The following is a 16,191-nucleotide window of genomic DNA, read 5'->3' as shown; positions in this document are numbered from 1 at the left end:
CTTCCAAGCAGCCGCTCTCCCTCTCTGCATGGAGGGAGAGCGGCGTGGATGGTCAGTTCACCTTGGCCTTCACGATCTCGTAGACCTTCTCGGTCAGCGCGCCGGCCTCGCCAAGCAACTCTTCCAGCTCCTTCAACCGCTCGTCGGCAAACTCCCGGTCCTCAAGACCCTTGGCGTTCACGTAGACGTTGAGCGCCGCGCTGCGCAGGCCGGCATAGGCCGAGAGCACCGCCACGCCGGCATCCGACACGACGTTGAGATTGCCCTTGTCGGCCGTGATCGCCGCGAGGTCGATCACCGCGCGGCAGGCCCGGCAGCAGGCGAGCGGCACATCGCAGGCGGTCTTGAGCGCCGCCTGGATCTTGTCTGCTCGCGCCGCCTTCTCGTCGTCGGTGGCCTTGGGCAGGCCGTAGGCGCCCATCACGGCGTCGAAGGCCTGAACGTCTTCGCCGATCATGCCGGTGAGCACCACCCGCAGCCCCTCGGACTTGGCCAGAACCTCCTTCAGCTCGGCCTCGACCTCGACGTACTTCTTCTTGCCGATGGTGAGGTTACAGACCATCGACACCAGGGCCGCGCCCATGGCGCCGGAGATCGCCGCCGCGCCGCCGCCCCCGGGGGTCGGGGCGGCGCTGGCGAGCTCCGTCAGGAAAGTCTGGATGGAGGCGTTCTCAGGCGCCTGCTGCGTGTCCGACATGGGCCCCTCCCCGCTCAGGCCATCGACTTGGCGAGCGCGTAGATTTCCTCGGCGTCGAGCACCTTATCGGTGCTCTCGAAGAGCTGGCCGACGCAGGCCCGGTGCAGCTTGAGCTTCAGGCCGCCGATGCCCAGCGCCCCGAAGGCCTGCTTGCCGTTGCGCTCCTTGCCCTTGTCCATCACGTCGATGCCGCCGATGCCGGTCGGGGGCTGGGCGTTGTAGTCGGCCACGAACTCAATGGACGATTCCTGCGCCCAGGCGGCCTCCGGCAGCAGCTCGACGCCGATGGCGCCGGCGGAGAACACGAGGTTCGTGCCCTTCACCAGGGCGACGCGGGAGGCCTCGTCGGGGGTGGCGGCGGCCTTCACGTTGACCTTGAAACGCTGGTTGATCTGGTCCGCGGCAGCCTGGGTCTTGTCCAGCGCGCGGCCCGCGATCGTCACCTCGGCGCCCTCGCCGGCGAGCAGCGCGGCCGAGCGCATGCCGACCGGACCGGTGCCGGCCAGCACGACGGCCTTCTTGCCCTGGAGCGAGCCGGCGGCCTTGGCCACCAGCGCGACGCCCGCGGCGGCCGTGGTGTTGGAGCCGTTGGAATCGAGCATCACCGAGACCCGGAACGGGCCGAAGAACCGCTTCTTGACGGCGGTGAACAGCTCTTCGCCCGCCGCCATGCTGCCGCCGCCGACGAAGATCGCCGTCGACTTCTTCTCGGAGCCGCCGCGGGTGTAGATCGTGCCGTCCACCAGCGCGCCGACGTTGTCGGGATTCACGCCGCCATAGCCGGTGATGTGGTCCGCGCCGCCGTCGTAGCCGACGACCGTGTCGAACACGTTCGGCACGGCATCGGTGTCGAACAGGAACAGCAGTTTCTTCGTCATTTCTTTTGGGACCTTTGAGTCGCGCCCGTGAGGCGCCGTCAGGGTGTTTTTTTTCAATCGTGATCGGAGTCAGGGCCGGGATCCGCGCATCCCCCTCCCCCCTCTGCGGGGGAGGGTGGCCCCCGAAGGGGGTCGGGAGAGGGGAGCGACGGTGCAGAATTTTGCGCGGCCTCTCGTGAAGGCCCCGCTTTCTCCGGACCCGGGTTCCCCTCTCCCGACCCCTGCTCACGCAGGGGCCACCCTCCCCCGCAAAGGGGGAGGGAGAACGCAGCGCTACTCCACCACGTTCTGCGGCTTGCCCGCGACGAAGGCCTCGACGTTGTCGACGAGCTGATCGGCCAGGATCTGCATCGCCTCCTTGCTCGCCCAGGCCACGTGCGGGGTGACGATCAGGTTCGGCAGGTCGGCCTCGCACAGGATGTTGCCATCCTTGGGCGGCTCCTGCGCCACCACGTCGAAACCCGCGCCCGCGATGGTGCCGTCCCTGAGGGCGTCGAGCAGAGCCGCCTCGTCCACCAGCCCGCCCCGGGCGGTGTTGATGAGGATGGCGCTTCTCTTCATCTTCTTGAGTTCGGCGGCGCCGATCATCCCCTTGGTGTCGGGGGTCAGCGGCACGTGCAGCGTGATGACATCCGACTGCGCGAGGATCGTCTCGAAATCGACGAGCCCCTCCTGCGGGAACACGTCGTAGGCGAGGACCTTCATGCCGAGCGCCTCGGCCCGCTTGGCGATCGACTTGCCGAGCGCCCCGTAGCCGACGATGCCGAGCGTCGAGCCGGCGATGTCGTAGATCGGATAATCGAAGTAGCAGAACTGCTTGGACTTCGCCCAATCGCCGCGCTTGACCGAGTTGGCGTAGGGCACGATCGCCCGTCGCAGGGCGAACATCAGCCCGACCACGTGCTCGGGCACCGTGTTGAACGCGTAATTGCGGATGTTGACGACCGTGATGCCCTGCGCCTTGGCCTGGGCCTTGTCGACCACGTCGGTGCCGGTGGCGGCGACCGCGATCAGCTTCAGGTCAGGGAGCTGCTTCAGCGTCTCGGCCCGCATCGGGACCTTGTTGATCAGCGCGATCTCCGCCCCCTGGAGGCGGGAGACGATCTCTTCCGGCGTCCAGGTCGAGTCATGCTCGACGTATTCGTGCGGGAAGTTGAATGGCCGAACCTTCGCGTCGAGGGACTCACGGTCCAGGAACACGATCTTCTTGGTCATAGGACCCCTCTCGGACGACGGGCGGTTTCCTCGATAGTCTTGTTCTTCTTGCGCGTCGGGGCGGGCCCGGCAACCCGGCCCCGCCCCGATCGCGTGCGCGGCTCACGCCTTATGCAGCGGATTCTCGCGCAGATAGCTGGAGGCGGCGGCGACGCCCGAGCCCGGCGTGACCTTGATGCCGCAATCGATCATGGCCATCTCGGCGCCCGCGATGGCGCCCAGTAGCGACAGCTCGTTCAGGTCGCCGAGGTGGCCGATGCGGAACACCTTGCCGGCGACTTTCGACAGGCCGGCACCCAGCGAGAGGTTGTAGCGCTCGTAGGCGTGGGTGATCACCTTGGCGGCGTCGGCGCCCTCCGGCACCACGATCGCCGTGACTGTGTCGGAGTTCCACTTGGGCTCCTTGGCGCAGGGCTTGAGGCCCCAAGCCGCCACGGCCTGACGGGTCGCCTCGGCGAGCACGTGATGGCGGTGGTAGACGTTCTCCAGCCCCTCCTCCTTCACGATCGCCAGGGATTCGCGCAGGCCGTAGAGCAGCGGCAGGACGGGGGTGTAGGGGAAGTAGCCGGTGGCGTTGGCGGCGAGCTGATCCTTCCAGGCGAAGTAGGCGTGGCCGAGCCGGTCGTTACGGCCGGTGCCGCCCTCGGCGATCTTGAGCGCCTTCTGGCTGATGCAGATCAGGCCGAGGCCGGCCGGCAGCATGAAGCCCTTCTGCGAGCCCGCGATGGCGCAATCGACCTTCCAGTCGTCCATGTAGAACGGCAGCGAGCCGATCGACGAGATGCCGTCCACGAACAGCAGCGCCGGATGGCCGGCGGCGTCGATCGCCTTGCGCACCGCGCCGATGTCGCTGGTGACGCCTGTGGCGGTCTCGTTGTGGACGACCATCACGGCCTTGATCTTATGGTCCTTGTCGGCCCGCAGGGCCTCTTCGATCTTCTGCGGATCGGCGCCGGTGCCCCACTCCTCCTCCTGGACGACCACATCGAGGCCGAGGCGTTGGGCCATGTCGACCCACAGGTGGCTGAACTGGCCGTAGCGCGAGGTCAGCACCGTGTCGCCGCGGCAGAGGGTGTTGGACAGGGCCGATTCCCAGATGCCGGTGCCCGAGGACGGGAACAGGATCACGGTCCCGGCGGTCGAGCCGAACACCATCTTGGAATCCTGCAGCAGCGGCTTCACCAGCTCCGGGAAGCTCGGCGAGCGGTGATCCTCCGACGGCACATGCATGGCGCGCAGGACGCGATCGGGGATGTTGGTGGGGCCCGGGATGAAGAGGTGGTTGCGACCGGGGCGCCGGGTTGCGGCCATGATGTTTCCTCCGAATAATCCGTTGCGGGCGGGCTCGCGCCCACGCCGGTTGTCCAAAATGTCTTCGGGAGTCGGTCCAGCAGCGGTCGCGGCGCGTTCCGCGCACCGTCAAACGCCTGCCAGGGCCGTGAAGTGGGGGGCGCTGCGGAGCGGCAGGCGGCCTCATGCCGCTCGCGTCGCGGCGCGCCCCCGCGCGCCGGTCGCCTCCGAATGGCCGTCCCGTCCAACGGCCCCTGGGCCGTCCTCGCCGCCTTCCTGTCTACGCCCGGCCGGACCCTTATAGGCCGCCAGTTCCTGGTATTATGAGGCGGTGAAGCTCGAAAGGAAAACCGGAAAAACTTCCGGAACTTGCCAAAAAAATTTTTTGTGCGCCGCAGCGAAGCCGATCTTCGGTTGAGAAACCTCGCCGCGGCGCACGCAACCTGCGGCAGATGTCGCGGGATCGCGTCATCAAACTGAGATGGGATCGCGCTCTGGATCCCGGCACCGTTCGCCGCCGGGAGAGGAAGCCGTGGCCGAGGTTGAGGAGATGCCGGTCCGGGTCCGGACGCTGTTCCTGTCCGACCTGCATCTCGGTACGCGCGGCTGTCAGGCCGGGCTGCTGCTGTCGTTCCTGCGGGACTACGACGCCGACACGATCTACCTCGTCGGGGATATCGTGGACGGCTGGCAGCTGCGTTCCGGCTGGTACTGGCCGCAGGAACACAACGACGTCGTCCAGAAGCTCCTGCGCAAGGTCCGCAAGGGCGCCAAGATCGTCTACCTGCCGGGCAACCACGACGAGTTCCTGCGCGACTATGTCGGCATGAATTTTGGCGGCATCGAAGTGGCCGAGACCGCGATCCACGAGGCGGCCGACGGGAAGCGTTACCTCGTGATCCACGGCGACCAGTTCGACATGGTGGTCCGCCACTCGCCGTGGCTCGCCCATCTCGGCGACGGCGCCTACACGCTGGCGCTGACCCTCAACACGTTGCTCAACAAAGTGCGGCGGCGGGTCGGCCTTTCCTATTGGTCGCTGTCGGCCTGGGCGAAGCTGCGGGTGAAGAACGCCGTCAGCTTCATCGGCCGGTTCGAGACGATCCTGGCCGAGGAGGCCCGGCGGCAGGGCGCCAACGGCGTGATCTGCGGCCACATCCACCACGCGGCCGACCGGCCGATCGGCGATCTGCGCTACCTCAACACCGGTGACTGGGTGGAATCCTGCACCGGGATGGTGGAGCATTACGACGGCCGCATCGAGGTTCTGCACTACCCGAGCATCCTGCGCGCCCGCGCGGCGGAAACCGTGCCGCAGGCGGTCCCGGACCGGCGCGCGGTGGCGTGAGGTCCCGGTCGTGAAGCTCCTGATCGCCAGCGACGCGTGGCACCCGCAGGTCAACGGCGTGGTGCGCTCCCTGGAGCAGATGGTCCGCCGCGCCCCCGAGCACGGCTTCGAGACGACCCTGCTGTCGGCGGCGGATTTCCCGTCCCTGCCGATGCCGGGATACCCGGAGATCCGCTTGGCCTACGCCGCGCGGGCGCGGGTTGCGGAACGCTGGCGGGTGGAGCAGCCGACCCATGTCCACATCGCCACCGAGGGTCCGGTCGGGTATGCGGCGCGGCGGCACTGCCTGTCGCACGGTCTGCCCTTCACGACGAGCTACCACACGCGGTTTCCCGAATACCTCGCCGCCCGCCTGCCGGTGCCGGAGGCGTGGTCCTATGCCTATCTGCGCCGGTTCCACGGGGCTGCCCGCGGCACGATGGTGAGCACCGCGTCCCTCCAGGGCGAGCTGGAGGCCCGCGGCTTCACCCACCTGATGCGCTGGACCCGCGGGGTCGATACCGAGCGGTTCCGCCCGGCCGCCCCCGGCACGCCGCCGCCTGCGGAGCTCGCCGACCTGCCGCGGCCGCTGTTCCTCTATGTCGGCCGGCTGGCGGTGGAGAAGAACATCGCTGCCTTCCTGAAGCTCGACCTGCCCGGCACCAAGGTCGTGGTCGGCGACGGACCGGACCGGGGGCGGCTTCAGGGGCTGGCGCCGAGGGCGCGGTTCCTCGGTACCCGGACGGGGGCGGCGCTCGCGGCGATCTACGCGGCCTGCGACGTGTTCGTGTTCCCGAGCCTGACCGACACGTTCGGGATCGTACTGCTGGAGGCCATGGCCTGCGGCCTGCCGGTGGCGGCCTTCCCGGTGCCCGGCCCGAACGACGTGATCGGAGGCACGCGGGTCGGGGTCCTCGACCATGACCTGCGGGCCGCGGCGCTCACCGCCCTCGACCTGTCCCGGGCCGAGTGCCGGGGCGAGGCCCTGCGCCGGGGCTGGGATGTGAGCGCACGCCAGTTCTTCGGCAACATCATCGAGGCGCATGGCGGCGAGCGCCGTGTCCGGGACGCCGCCTGACAGGTGACGGCCCGAGGCCGGGATGGCAGGAGCATGCCATGCCGCCTGCCCGCTCGTCCGCCGCCAGAACGTCCGCCCGCGTGTCGGCGCGTCCGTTCGATCCGTCCCGTGCCGCCGCCTATCCCCCGGCGATCGGCTGCGACGAGGTCGGGCGCGGGGCTCTGTGCGGCCCGGTCGTGGTGGCGGCGGTCTGGTTCGATCCCGCGGCGATCCCGCCCGACCTGCTCGCCGCCCTCGACGACAGCAAGCGCCTCCCCGAGCCCGAGCGGGACCGGCTCGCGCCCCTGATCCGCGCGGCGGCCCGCGTCGCCGTCTCGGCCGGCTCCCGGGGGCTGATCGACCGCATCAACATCCGCGCCGCCACCCTCGACGCCATGGCGCGCGCGGTCGCCCGGCTGGGGATCGCGGCACCCGTCCTGGTCGACGGGCGCGACGCGCTGCCTGGATTGCCCGGCCGGGCGGTGGTCGGCGGCGACCGTCTGGTTCCGCAGATCGCTGCGGCCTCGATCGTCGCCAAGATATTTCGCGACACGCTGATGCGGCGCCTCGCCCTGCGCCACCCGGGCTACGGCTGGGAGCGCAACGTCGGCTACGGCACGGCCGTTCACCGGGCCGGCCTGACCCGCCTCGGCCGGAGCCCGCACCATCGCCTCAGCTTCACCCGCGGGTTCGATGGGGTTCCCCAAGGGCGAGCCCTTGGGCGGGATCTCAGGGCGGAGCCCTGAGATCTTGACCAGGGCGCTTCCTCAGAACAGCGCCAGTTGCGCCCCAGGCCGGCGGAACGCCTCCCGGTTCAGCGCCATCCGGCCGAAGCCGTACCCGAGCCGGGTCCCGGCGATACGGATGCGCTGGCTGATCATCGCCGCGTAGGCGCCCTCGCCGCGGAAGCGGTGGCCGAACCGGGGGTCGTTCTCGCGGCCGCCGCGGGCCTGCCGCAGCAGCGCGAAGGCGCGGTCCTTCCGCTCCGGATAGTGCTCGGCGAACCAGTCGGCCATCAGGTCGGCGACTTCGCCGGGCAGCCGCAGCAGGGCATGACCGATGCGGCTCGCACCGTGCTCCCGGGCCCGGGCGAGGATTGCCTCGATCTCGTGGTCGGTCAGACCCGGGATGATCGGCGAGACGTTGACCATCACGGGCACCCCCGCCGCGCTCAGGCGCGCCATCGCGGCGAGGCGCTTGTCCGGGCGCGGCGCGCGGGGATCGAGCCTCCGGGCGAGATCCGGATCCAGGGTCGGCAGCGAGATCGCGACGAGGACAAGGTCATCGGCGGCCATCTCGGTCAGGATGTCGAGATCGCGCAGCACGAGGTCGGATTTCGTGGTGATGGCGACGGGGTGCCGCGCGTCCCGCAGCACCTCCAGCACCGCGCGGGTGATGCGGTGGGTGCGCTCAATCGGCTGATAGGGATCGGTGGCGGTGCCCAGCGCGATCGTGTCCGGGCTGTAGCCCGGCGCCGCGAGTTCTCGCAGGAGCAGCTGGGCCGCGTCCGGCTTGGTGAAGATGCGTGATTCGAAGTCGAGCCCCGGCGATAGGCCGAGCCAGGCATGGGTCGGCCGCGCGTAGCAATAGATGCAGCCGTGCTCGCAGCCGCGATACGGGTTGATCGAGCGGTCGAACGGGATGTCGGGCGACGTGTTGCGGGCGATGATCCGCGCCGACCGCTCCGGCGTCACCTGCGTGCGCAGCGGAACGGGAGCGTCGTCCGCCCATTCCGGATCGTGGAAGGTTTCCCGCCGCGCCGTCTCGAAACGGCCGGTGGGATTGGCGGTCGCCCCACGCCCGCGGCGCCCCGCCTCGGGCGTCGTGCTGGCGGCGAACCGCCGTGCAGACCCTGGTCTCGACCCGTCCTGCGAACCAGCCGCATCGCCCGCCATGAGGAATCCCCTCAGTTTCACGTGAAACATATAGCGAACATTCTCTTGGAGAGCGCCTGTTTTTCGGGCAAATCCCACGTGTACGCGTTTCTCAGCGACGTCCGTACCTTTCAGAGACACGGGAATGGTTTACGGCAGCGCAAAATCGTCTATGCGCGCGCTCATGCTCTCTGCGGTGACCTATCTGGCCGACCCGGCTCAGCCGGACGCGATCGATCGCTTAGCCGATACCCTCGGTGTGCTCGTCTCCGGTGTCGCCGGTGGGCTGATCGGCGACGCCGTGATCGTGTCGGGCCACGCGAGCGAAGCGGTCGCGGCCGTTGCCGAGGCGACCGGCGCGACTCTCGTGGTCCACGGCGGCGGCAGCCCCTACACGGCGGGCGCTGCGGTAGCGCGACGGGATTGGATTCTGTGCCTGGAGGCCGGGGATGTTCCGGCCGAGGGCTGGATTCGCACCCTCGACCGCTTTGTCGGCACCGCCCGGCCGGAGACCGGCCTCGGCCGCCTGCGCCGTCCGGCCGCCGGCTGGCCGGCCCGCCTCGTCGGCCGGATCGAGACCCTGACCGGCGCCCCCCGGGCCAGGGCGGGCGACGTGGTCCGGCGCGAGGCTCTGCGGCGCGGGCCGACCTTCGCAGCGCGCCTCAAGGTCCGTCCGTTGATCGCCCGTATCGACCGGGCCTGATCCGAAGAATATTGCGATTCGCTACGTTGTTGTCGGTCCCGTCGCCTCTACAACTCTGAGCCTATGGCAAAGGATTTGCGGTCCCACCCTGCGCGGGGGCACGCTGACCTGCCCCGGGAGGATGTTGCGATGGATGCGTCGGGCCTGATGGGGCGGAAATCCGTCGATTCCATCCTCGAAAGTGGCGAGGGTGAGCAGCAGCTCTCGAAAACGCTCGGTGCCCTGTCGATCACCGCGATGGGCATCGGCGCGATCATCGGTGCCGGCATCTTCGTGCTGACCGGCACGGCCGCAGCGCAATATGCCGGGCCGGGAATCATGCTGTCCTTCGTGCTCGGCGGCATCGCCTGCGCGTTCGTCGGCCTGTGCTACTCGGAGATGGCGGCGCTGATCCCGGTGGCGGGATCGAGCTACACCTACACCTACGCGACGCTCGGCGAGTTCTTCGCGTGGCTGATCGGCTGGGACCTGATCCTCGAATACGCCATGGGGGCCGCCACCGTGGCGGTGGGCTGGTCGGGCTACGTCACCAGCATCCTGAAGGATGTCGGGATCGTAATTCCCGCGCAGTTCGCCCACGCGCCAGGCACGCCGATCGACGGCGGCGGCACCGCCCTGTTCAACCTGCCGGCCGTGCTGATCGTGGCGCTGATCACGCTCCTGCTGATGCGTGGCACGAAGGAATCCGCCCGCTTCAACAACATCATGGTGGCGGTGAAGCTCACCGTGGTGGTGGCCTTCATCGCGCTCGGCTGGGGGCACGTGAACACGGCGAACTGGCACCCGCTGATCCCCGACAACGACGGCACCTTCGGGCATTACGGCTATAGCGGCATCCTGCGCGGGGCCGGCGTAGTGTTCTTCGCCTTCATCGGCTTCGACGCGGTCTCGACCGCGGCCCAGGAAGCGCGCCGGCCGCAGAAGGACATGCCGATCGGCATCCTGGGCTCGCTCGCCGTCTGCACGATCCTGTACGTGCTGGTGGCGGCGGTGCTCACCGGCCTGGTCCCCTACAAGGAGTTGAACGTCCCCGACCCGATCGCCAAGGGTGTCGACGTGATCGGCATCGGCTGGTTCTCCCTGCTGATCAAGCTCGGCGCGCTGACCGGGCTGACCACGGTGATCCTCGTGCTGCTCTACGGCCAGAGCCGGATCTTCTTCACCATGGCGCAGGACGGCCTGCTGCCGAAGACGTTCTCCCACGTCCACCCGACCTACCAGACGCCCTACCGCAGCCAGGCGCTGATCGGGATCGCGGTGGCGCTGGTGGCAGCTTTGGTGCCGATCAACATCCTGGGCGAGATGGTGAGCATCGGGACGCTCGCGGCCTTCATCCTGGTCTGCGGCGCGGTGATCTACCTGCGCCGGACCGACCGCCACATGAAACGCCCGTTCCGCGCCCCCGCGGTTCCGGTGGTGCCGATCCTCGGCATCCTGTCCTGCCTGCTGCTGATGGTCGGCCTGCCGCTCGACACGTGGCTGCGGCTGGTGATCTGGATGGCGATCGGGCTGGTCGTGTATTTCTTCTACGGGCGGAAGCACTCGGTCCTGCGCCGTAAGGAGAGCAACGCGGCGTAGCACCCTTCACGATAGGGCTGGCGGGACGCGGGTTATTCCACCCGGGCAAGATACCCGATCCCCACAAACCTCCGCCAAGACCAGCCCGATCCCGTGATCGCACCGCTAAGTCGATTCTCAACCATTGATTGGCATCCTGGCGGCTGCGGGCCTGCGTATCCGGCCCGTGGAGCCCGCGTATCATGGCCCACAGCGTAGCCGCCGGCGCCCCGTCCGGCGACGCCTCCGGTATCCCGCTCCGCGTTGCCGTCGAGGCGTTGGCGAAGGCGCTGTTTGCGGCCTTCATCTTCTTCGCCTGCTTCGCCTTCTCGGACACGTCGCCCTACGACGCAGTGGCGATCCCCACGATCCTGCTGTGGCTCTGCCTCGGCGTGCGCCTGCACCGGGGGATGGTGCCGCTGCTCGCCCTGCTGCTCCTCTACCTCGCGGCGATCGTCAGCGCACTGCTGCCGTATCTCAACGAGGAGTTTCCGGTCACTTGGACAATCCAGCTGATCTATCTCACGATCACCTGCATCTTCTTCGCCATGTTCTTCGCGGACGACACCCGGGCCCGGATGGATCTGGCGCTCAAGGCCTACACAGCGAGCTGCGTGTTCTCAGCGGCCCTCGGGATCGTTGGGTACCTCCAGTGGCTCGGCATCGAGGACCTGTTCTACAAGTACGACCGGGCGTCCGGCACCTTCCAGGACCCGAACGTGTTCGGCTCGTTCCTGACGCTCGGCGCCCTCTACCTGATGCACGGCCTGCTCACCGGGACGGCCCGCCGGCCCCTGGCCTCGCTCGCCGGCCTGCTGATCATCGTGGCCGGCATCTTCCTGTCGTTCTCCCGCGGCTCCTGGGGCGGAAGCGCCGTCGCGGTGATCCTTATGGTCGGCTCGGTCTACGCGGGCAGCACCTCGGTCCGCCTGCGCCGCCGCATCGTACTCCTCACCCTCGCGACCCTGGTGCTCGGCACAATCGCGGTGATCGGCCTGCTCTCGGTCGATCACGTCCACAAGATGTTCGAGACCCGCGCCGCGCTGACCCAGGATTACGATCAGGGCGAGACCGGCCGCTTCGGCAACCAGATCCGGGGCTTCGCCATGCTGATCGAGCGCCCGTTCGGGATGGGGCCGATGCATTGGCGGCTGGTCTTTGGGCTGGAACCGCACAACTCCTATATCGGCTCCTTCGCCAATGGCGGATGGCTCGGAGGGGCCGTGTTCATCGGCCTGGTGCTGACGACGAGTTTCGTCGGGTTCCGGCTCCTGGCGCGGCCGTCGCCGGTCCGGGCCTACGCGCAGATCGTCTGGCCGGCCTTGCTGATGTTCTTCCTGCAGGCCTTCCAGATCGATATCGAGAAGTGGCGCCACGTCTACATGATGCTCGGCATGGTCTGGGCGCTCGAAGCCGTGCGGCTGCGCGCGGGCAGGCCGCGCCCCGGCGCGCTTGAAACGCCCCCCGCGGCGGGCCATCGCTTCCCCGGGACGAGCGGAGCGCCGCGCAATCCGCGCCCGGAGGCGGTCACGTGAACAGACAGACGGCCAGCGAGGGGGAGCGGCTCGCGGCCCTGAACGCCCTCGGGATCCTGGGCACGGCGCCGGAGCCGCATTTCGACGCCGTCTGCCGCACAGCCCGCCGCCTGTTCGGGGTGCGCAACGCCCTCGTGAACTTCATCGACGCGACGGAGCTGTGGCCGAAGACACCCTGCATCGAGGTGCCGGGGGCGATCCCGCGCGAGCACGGCCTCTGCGATCACACGATCCGCAGTGACGACCTGCTGGTCGTCCCCGATGCCCGGGTCGATCCGCGGTTCCGCGACATGCCGGGCGTCGCCGCCGAAGGAGGCTTCCGCTTCTATGCGGGCCTGCCCCTCAGTCTGCGGCCGGGCTTGCGGGTCGGCACCTTCTGCCTGATCGATCCGGAACCCCGGGACGGGTTCTCGGAGAGCGAGGAGGCCGCCTTCCGCGATCTCGCCGAGATCGTCCTCGCCCATCTGCGGCTGACCGAGGCCAATGCCCGCCGGGGCCGCGCGATCGAGCAGGCGGCGATCCGCGAAGCCCTGATCCGCGAGCAGCACCGCGAGATCAACGCCCGCGCCAGGGCCCAGGAGGCAGCCAACCAGCAGCTCACCATGGCCGAGCAGCTCGCCAGCGTCGGCAACTGGCGGGTGGACCTTGCCGACGGCCAGCCGGTCTGGTCGGCAAGCCTCTACACTATCGCCGGCCGCGATCCCGGGGCGCCTCCGCCGCGCCTCGATGCCTTCGCGCAGCTCTATCATCCCGACGACCGGGCCCGGCTGGAGGCGATCGTCGCCGACGCCATCGCGCGCCGGACAAGCTTCGACTTCGAGGCCCGGCTGCTGCGGCCCGATGGCGAGATCCGCGACGTCGTCGTGCGCGGCGTCTGCCGCGCGGATGGAGGCAGCGTCGGCCTCATCGGCGTGCTGATCGACATGAGCGAGCGGCGCCGGGCCGAGGACGAGGTGCGCCGCAGCGAACTGCGCTACCGCGGCCTGGCCGAGGCCCTGCCGCTCCTGGTCTGGACCATGCGGGTCGGCGACGGACGCGCGACCTACGTCAACGCGCAGTTCCAAACCTATTACGGGCCCATCGGGCCGGACCGGGCCGAGCGGCTCGCCCGCAACCACCCCGATGATGCCGCCGCCATGGAAGCGGCCTGGGACCGGGCGCTCGCCACCGGCGAGGGGTTCAGCGGGCAGTGGCGGATCCGCCGCCACGACGGCGTCTACCGCTGGCACAAGCTGTCGCTGATCCCGATTCGCCTCGATCCCACGGACCACGCCGTGGCAGAGTGGCTCGGCACCGCCCTCGACGTAGACGACATCGTCACCGCGCGGCTGGCCGTCGAGGAGGCCCGTGGCCTGCTCGGCATCGCCCTCGATGCCGCGGAGGCCGGGACCTGGGATTGGGACATGCGCACCGGGCTCGCTACCCTGAGCCCCGAGAGCGCGCGCATGCACGGGCTGCCGGATACGGGTGCGCCGCACACCCTGCCGGCCGCCGAGTGGACGGCCCTGCTGCATCCCGAGGATGTCGGCGACGTCTGGAACGAGATCCGGCGGGCGGTGGAGACCTCGACACCCTACGCGGCCGAGTTCCGGGTGGGCGGGCGCTGGCTCTATGCCCGCGGGCGGACGGTGTTCGGGGCCAAGGGGCAGCCGCGGCGCATGGTGGGCCTCTATCTCGACGTCACCGAGCGCAAGGCGGCCGAGGCGGCCCTGCGGGCGGCCACCCGGGACGCCGAGGCGGCCCGTGCCGAGGCCGAGCGGGCGAGCGAGGCCAAGAGCGAGTTCCTGGCCGCCATGAGCCATGAGATCCGCACACCGCTCAACGGCATCCTCGGCTATGCCGACCTGCTCCTCGATGAGGGCACCCTCCGGAACGAGGATCGCCGCCGCCTGGAGTTGATCCAGAGTTCCGGCGCGGCCCTGCTCACGGTGGTCAACGACATCCTCGATTTCTCCAAGATCGAGGCCGGCGAGCTGAGCCTCGATCCGGTGGCGTTCCCGCTGGTCTCCACCGTCGATGCCGCGGTCTCGATCGTGCGCGGCAGCGCGATCCGCAGCGGTCTCGCGATCGAGGCCCGAATCGATCCGGAGCTGCCCAAGACCGTAGTGGGCGATGCCGGCCGCCTGCGGCAGGTGCTCCTCAACCTGATGAACAACGCCGTGAAGTTCACGCCGGCAGGCTCCGTGTCCGTGACCGTGCAGCGGGAGGGCGCGGGCCGGGCCCCCGATGGCGCTCCCGGCGACATCATCCGCTTCGCGGTGACCGATACGGGTATCGGCATCGCGCCCGCCCAGCAGGACCGCCTATTCAAGCGCTTCAGCCAGGTGGACGGCTCGATCAGCCGGCGCTTCGGCGGGACCGGCCTTGGGCTCGCCATCTCCCGACACCTCGTGACCCTCATGGGCGGCGAGATCGGCGTCGAGAGCCGGGAGGGCGCGGGTTCGACCTTCTGGTTCCGCCTGACGCTGCCGCGGGGTGCCGAGGTCGCCCAGAGCCGCGTCGTCCCGGCGGGAGCTGGCATCCGGCCCTCGCCTCCGGCGCCGGAGGCCCTCGCGACGCCGCTGCGCCTCCTCTTGGTGGAGGACGTTCCGCTCAACCAGGAATTGGCCTGCGCGGTGCTCGAATCGCAGGGCTATGCGGTGGAGGTGGCCGGCGACGGAGCCGAGGCGATCACGGCGGTCGCCGCCGCGGTGGCGGCCGGGCACCCCTACGACCTCGTGCTGATGGACGTGCAGATGCCCCGGGTCGACGGCCTTACGGCCACCCGGCGGATCCGGGCCCTCGCCCGCCCCGCCTGCGACATCCCGATCGTGGCCATGACCGCCAACGTGCTGCCGACCCAAGTCGAGGAGTTGCGTGAGGCCGGCATGGACGATTACGTCGGCAAGCCGTTCCGCCGGGCCGACCTGTTCGCCACGATCAGCCGCTGGACGGCGCCGGGCGCGCGCCGCCCGAGCCGGCCGGAGGAATCGCGTCTCGCCGGCCGGGTCGATGCTGCGATCCTCGATGCCGCGGTGCTCACCGAGATGGAGGCGAACTTCGGGACCGACCGTGTCGGCGCCCTGCTGGACCTCCTGGCCAACGAACTGTCCGAGCGGTTCCGGCCGAGCGAGACCGACCGGCTCCAGATCGCCCACGACGCGCATGCCCTGGTGGCGGCGGCCGGGCTTCTGGGCTTCGTCGGCCTGTCGAGCCTGTGCCGGGAGGTCGAGGCCGCCGCCCATGCGGGCGCCGACCTGATCCCACTGATCCGGCGCCTGGAGGTGCAGCGGGCGACGACCCTGCGGGCGATCCGGCAGCTGCGCGCGGCGTGAACTGCCGCTTTTGATCGGCGCCCTCGCCAGCAGAGCGACCCGAGCAAGGGGCGCGACTTCAGGACGTGTGGCACAGACGGGATTGCTGCGCGCACAGGAGCGGTGAAACCGCAGTGATCAGCCGGAAACCGACTCCTCGGGCTCATCCGGCAGCACATCACCCGTCCACGCGGTCGCGAAGGCGGCTAGTTCCCGTGCCTCTGCGAAGGCCATGACGGTCACGTCCCGCTCGGCCGGCGCCGCCCCCGGATAGGGGGCGAGCCGGATCTTCACCCGGGCTAGGCGGCCGCCGGGGGTGTTCACGGCGAGCCAGCCCTGCGCCTCCGGGTTCAGGCGCTCCGGGCCGTCGAGCGCACGGGAATCACCCCGCAGCACGATGACGTAGGTGCCGAGGCTCGGATCGGCCTCCTGCACCGCCTTGACGATGTCGATCACGGGCTCTCCGCGAAGTCGTTGATCTGCACCTGGGCCGGAGCCTCGGTGAAGTTCGGGATGTCGGCGAAGATCTCCTCACCGTGGGCCGCCACGGCCTTCTGGAAGGCCTCGACCGACTCGAAGGTCAGGAGCGCCATCACCTGGAAAGGCGCCGCGCCGCCATCCGGCGTGCCGGCGCCCTTGACCACCTTGGCGTCATGCAGGCCGAGCGCCGACCAGCGCTCGCGCACCAGGGGCATGTGGTGGCTGAGGTAATAGCCCATGTCGAAGCGCGGGCCGGTGGTATACATCACGCTCACCAGGATCATC

14 protein-coding genes are annotated in these 16,191 nt (G+C 69.5%); 7 read left to right on the top strand and 7 right to left on the bottom strand.

Annotation, left to right across the window (positions count from 1 at the left end; genetic code table 11):
* Window positions 1-52: 52 nt before the first annotated feature.
* From fchA to BLQ49_RS19515, 4 genes are all read right to left on the bottom strand, one after another.
* Window positions 53-697, bottom strand: coding sequence for a methenyltetrahydrofolate cyclohydrolase (fchA, locus tag BLQ49_RS19530; protein ID WP_091718694.1), 645 nt, complete (start codon window positions 695-697; stop codon window positions 53-55).
* A 14-nt stretch (window positions 698-711) separates the two neighbouring features.
* Window positions 712-1,575, bottom strand: coding sequence for an NADP-dependent methylenetetrahydromethanopterin/methylenetetrahydrofolate dehydrogenase (locus BLQ49_RS19525; protein WP_091718692.1), 864 nt, complete (start codon window positions 1,573-1,575; stop codon window positions 712-714).
* 273 nt (window positions 1,576-1,848) lie between these two features.
* On the bottom strand, window positions 1,849-2,790 hold the full coding sequence (locus tag BLQ49_RS19520; protein ID WP_091718690.1) for a D-2-hydroxyacid dehydrogenase: 942 nt from the start codon (window positions 2,788-2,790) through the stop codon (window positions 1,849-1,851).
* 102 nt (window positions 2,791-2,892) lie between these two features.
* Window positions 2,893-4,101 (bottom strand): aminotransferase class V-fold PLP-dependent enzyme, encoded by a 1,209-nt coding sequence (locus BLQ49_RS19515; protein ID WP_091718688.1) that lies wholly within the window; start codon window positions 4,099-4,101, stop codon window positions 2,893-2,895.
* A 511-nt stretch (window positions 4,102-4,612) separates the two neighbouring features.
* Here BLQ49_RS19515 and BLQ49_RS19510 point away from each other — a divergent pair.
* The 3 genes from BLQ49_RS19510 to BLQ49_RS19500 are packed head-to-tail and all read left to right on the top strand — an operon-like array spanning window position 4,613 to window position 7,210.
* The gene (locus BLQ49_RS19510; protein ID WP_091718686.1) at window positions 4,613-5,428 is read left to right on the top strand and encodes a UDP-2,3-diacylglucosamine diphosphatase; all 816 of its coding nucleotides are present in this window, start codon (window positions 4,613-4,615) and stop codon (window positions 5,426-5,428) included.
* A gap of 10 nt (window positions 5,429-5,438) precedes the next feature.
* Window positions 5,439-6,485 carry a glycosyltransferase family 4 protein gene (locus BLQ49_RS19505; RefSeq protein ID WP_091718684.1) on the top strand — a complete coding sequence of 349 codons (1,047 nt, stop codon included), beginning with the start codon at window positions 5,439-5,441 and terminating at the stop codon, window positions 6,483-6,485.
* A gap of 38 nt (window positions 6,486-6,523) precedes the next feature.
* A complete protein-coding gene (locus BLQ49_RS19500) occupies window positions 6,524-7,210 on the top strand; it encodes a ribonuclease HII (RefSeq protein WP_091718682.1) in 687 nt (228 codons plus the stop codon).
* A gap of 21 nt (window positions 7,211-7,231) precedes the next feature.
* Here BLQ49_RS19500 and BLQ49_RS19495 read toward each other — a convergent pair whose 3' ends face one another.
* Window positions 7,232-8,359 carry a PA0069 family radical SAM protein gene (locus BLQ49_RS19495; RefSeq protein WP_091718680.1) on the bottom strand — a complete coding sequence of 376 codons (1,128 nt, stop codon included), beginning with the start codon at window positions 8,357-8,359 and terminating at the stop codon, window positions 7,232-7,234.
* A gap of 151 nt (window positions 8,360-8,510) precedes the next feature.
* Here BLQ49_RS19495 and BLQ49_RS19490 point away from each other — a divergent pair, with 151 nt between their 5' ends.
* From BLQ49_RS19490 to BLQ49_RS19475, 4 genes are all read left to right on the top strand, one after another.
* The gene (locus BLQ49_RS19490) at window positions 8,511-9,041 is read left to right on the top strand and encodes a hypothetical protein (RefSeq protein ID WP_091718678.1); all 531 of its coding nucleotides are present in this window, start codon (window positions 8,511-8,513) and stop codon (window positions 9,039-9,041) included.
* Between the two features lie 129 nt (window positions 9,042-9,170).
* The gene (locus tag BLQ49_RS19485) at window positions 9,171-10,619 is read left to right on the top strand and encodes an amino acid permease (protein WP_091718676.1); all 1,449 of its coding nucleotides are present in this window, start codon (window positions 9,171-9,173) and stop codon (window positions 10,617-10,619) included.
* Window positions 10,620-10,801: 182 nt separating this feature from the next.
* Window positions 10,802-12,133, top strand: a complete 1,332-nt coding sequence (locus BLQ49_RS19480; RefSeq protein ID WP_244507687.1) for an O-antigen ligase family protein — start codon at window positions 10,802-10,804, stop codon at window positions 12,131-12,133.
* Window positions 12,130-15,447, top strand: coding sequence for a GAF domain-containing hybrid sensor histidine kinase/response regulator (locus tag BLQ49_RS19475; RefSeq protein WP_091718674.1), 3,318 nt, complete (start codon window positions 12,130-12,132; stop codon window positions 15,445-15,447). The genes BLQ49_RS19480 and BLQ49_RS19475 overlap by 4 nt, the downstream gene beginning before the upstream one ends.
* Window positions 15,448-15,564: 117 nt before the next feature.
* On the opposite strand, the gene BLQ49_RS19470 is transcribed toward BLQ49_RS19475, so the two are convergent.
* Entirely contained in the window at window positions 15,565-15,882 is a 318-nt protein-coding gene (locus tag BLQ49_RS19470; protein WP_091718672.1) for a hypothetical protein, read from the bottom strand.
* Window positions 15,879-16,190 (bottom strand): EthD family reductase, encoded by a 312-nt coding sequence (locus BLQ49_RS19465; RefSeq protein ID WP_091718670.1) that lies wholly within the window; start codon window positions 16,188-16,190, stop codon window positions 15,879-15,881. The genes BLQ49_RS19470 and BLQ49_RS19465 overlap by 4 nt, the downstream gene beginning before the upstream one ends.
* Window position 16,191 lies beyond the last annotated feature (1 nt).

Source organism: Methylobacterium phyllostachyos, assembly GCF_900103445.1.
Lineage (GTDB): Bacteria > Pseudomonadota > Alphaproteobacteria > Rhizobiales > Beijerinckiaceae > Methylobacterium > Methylobacterium phyllostachyos.
The sequence above is the reverse complement of the archived record's forward strand: the minus strand, read 5'-3'. Positions and strand labels throughout refer to the sequence as shown.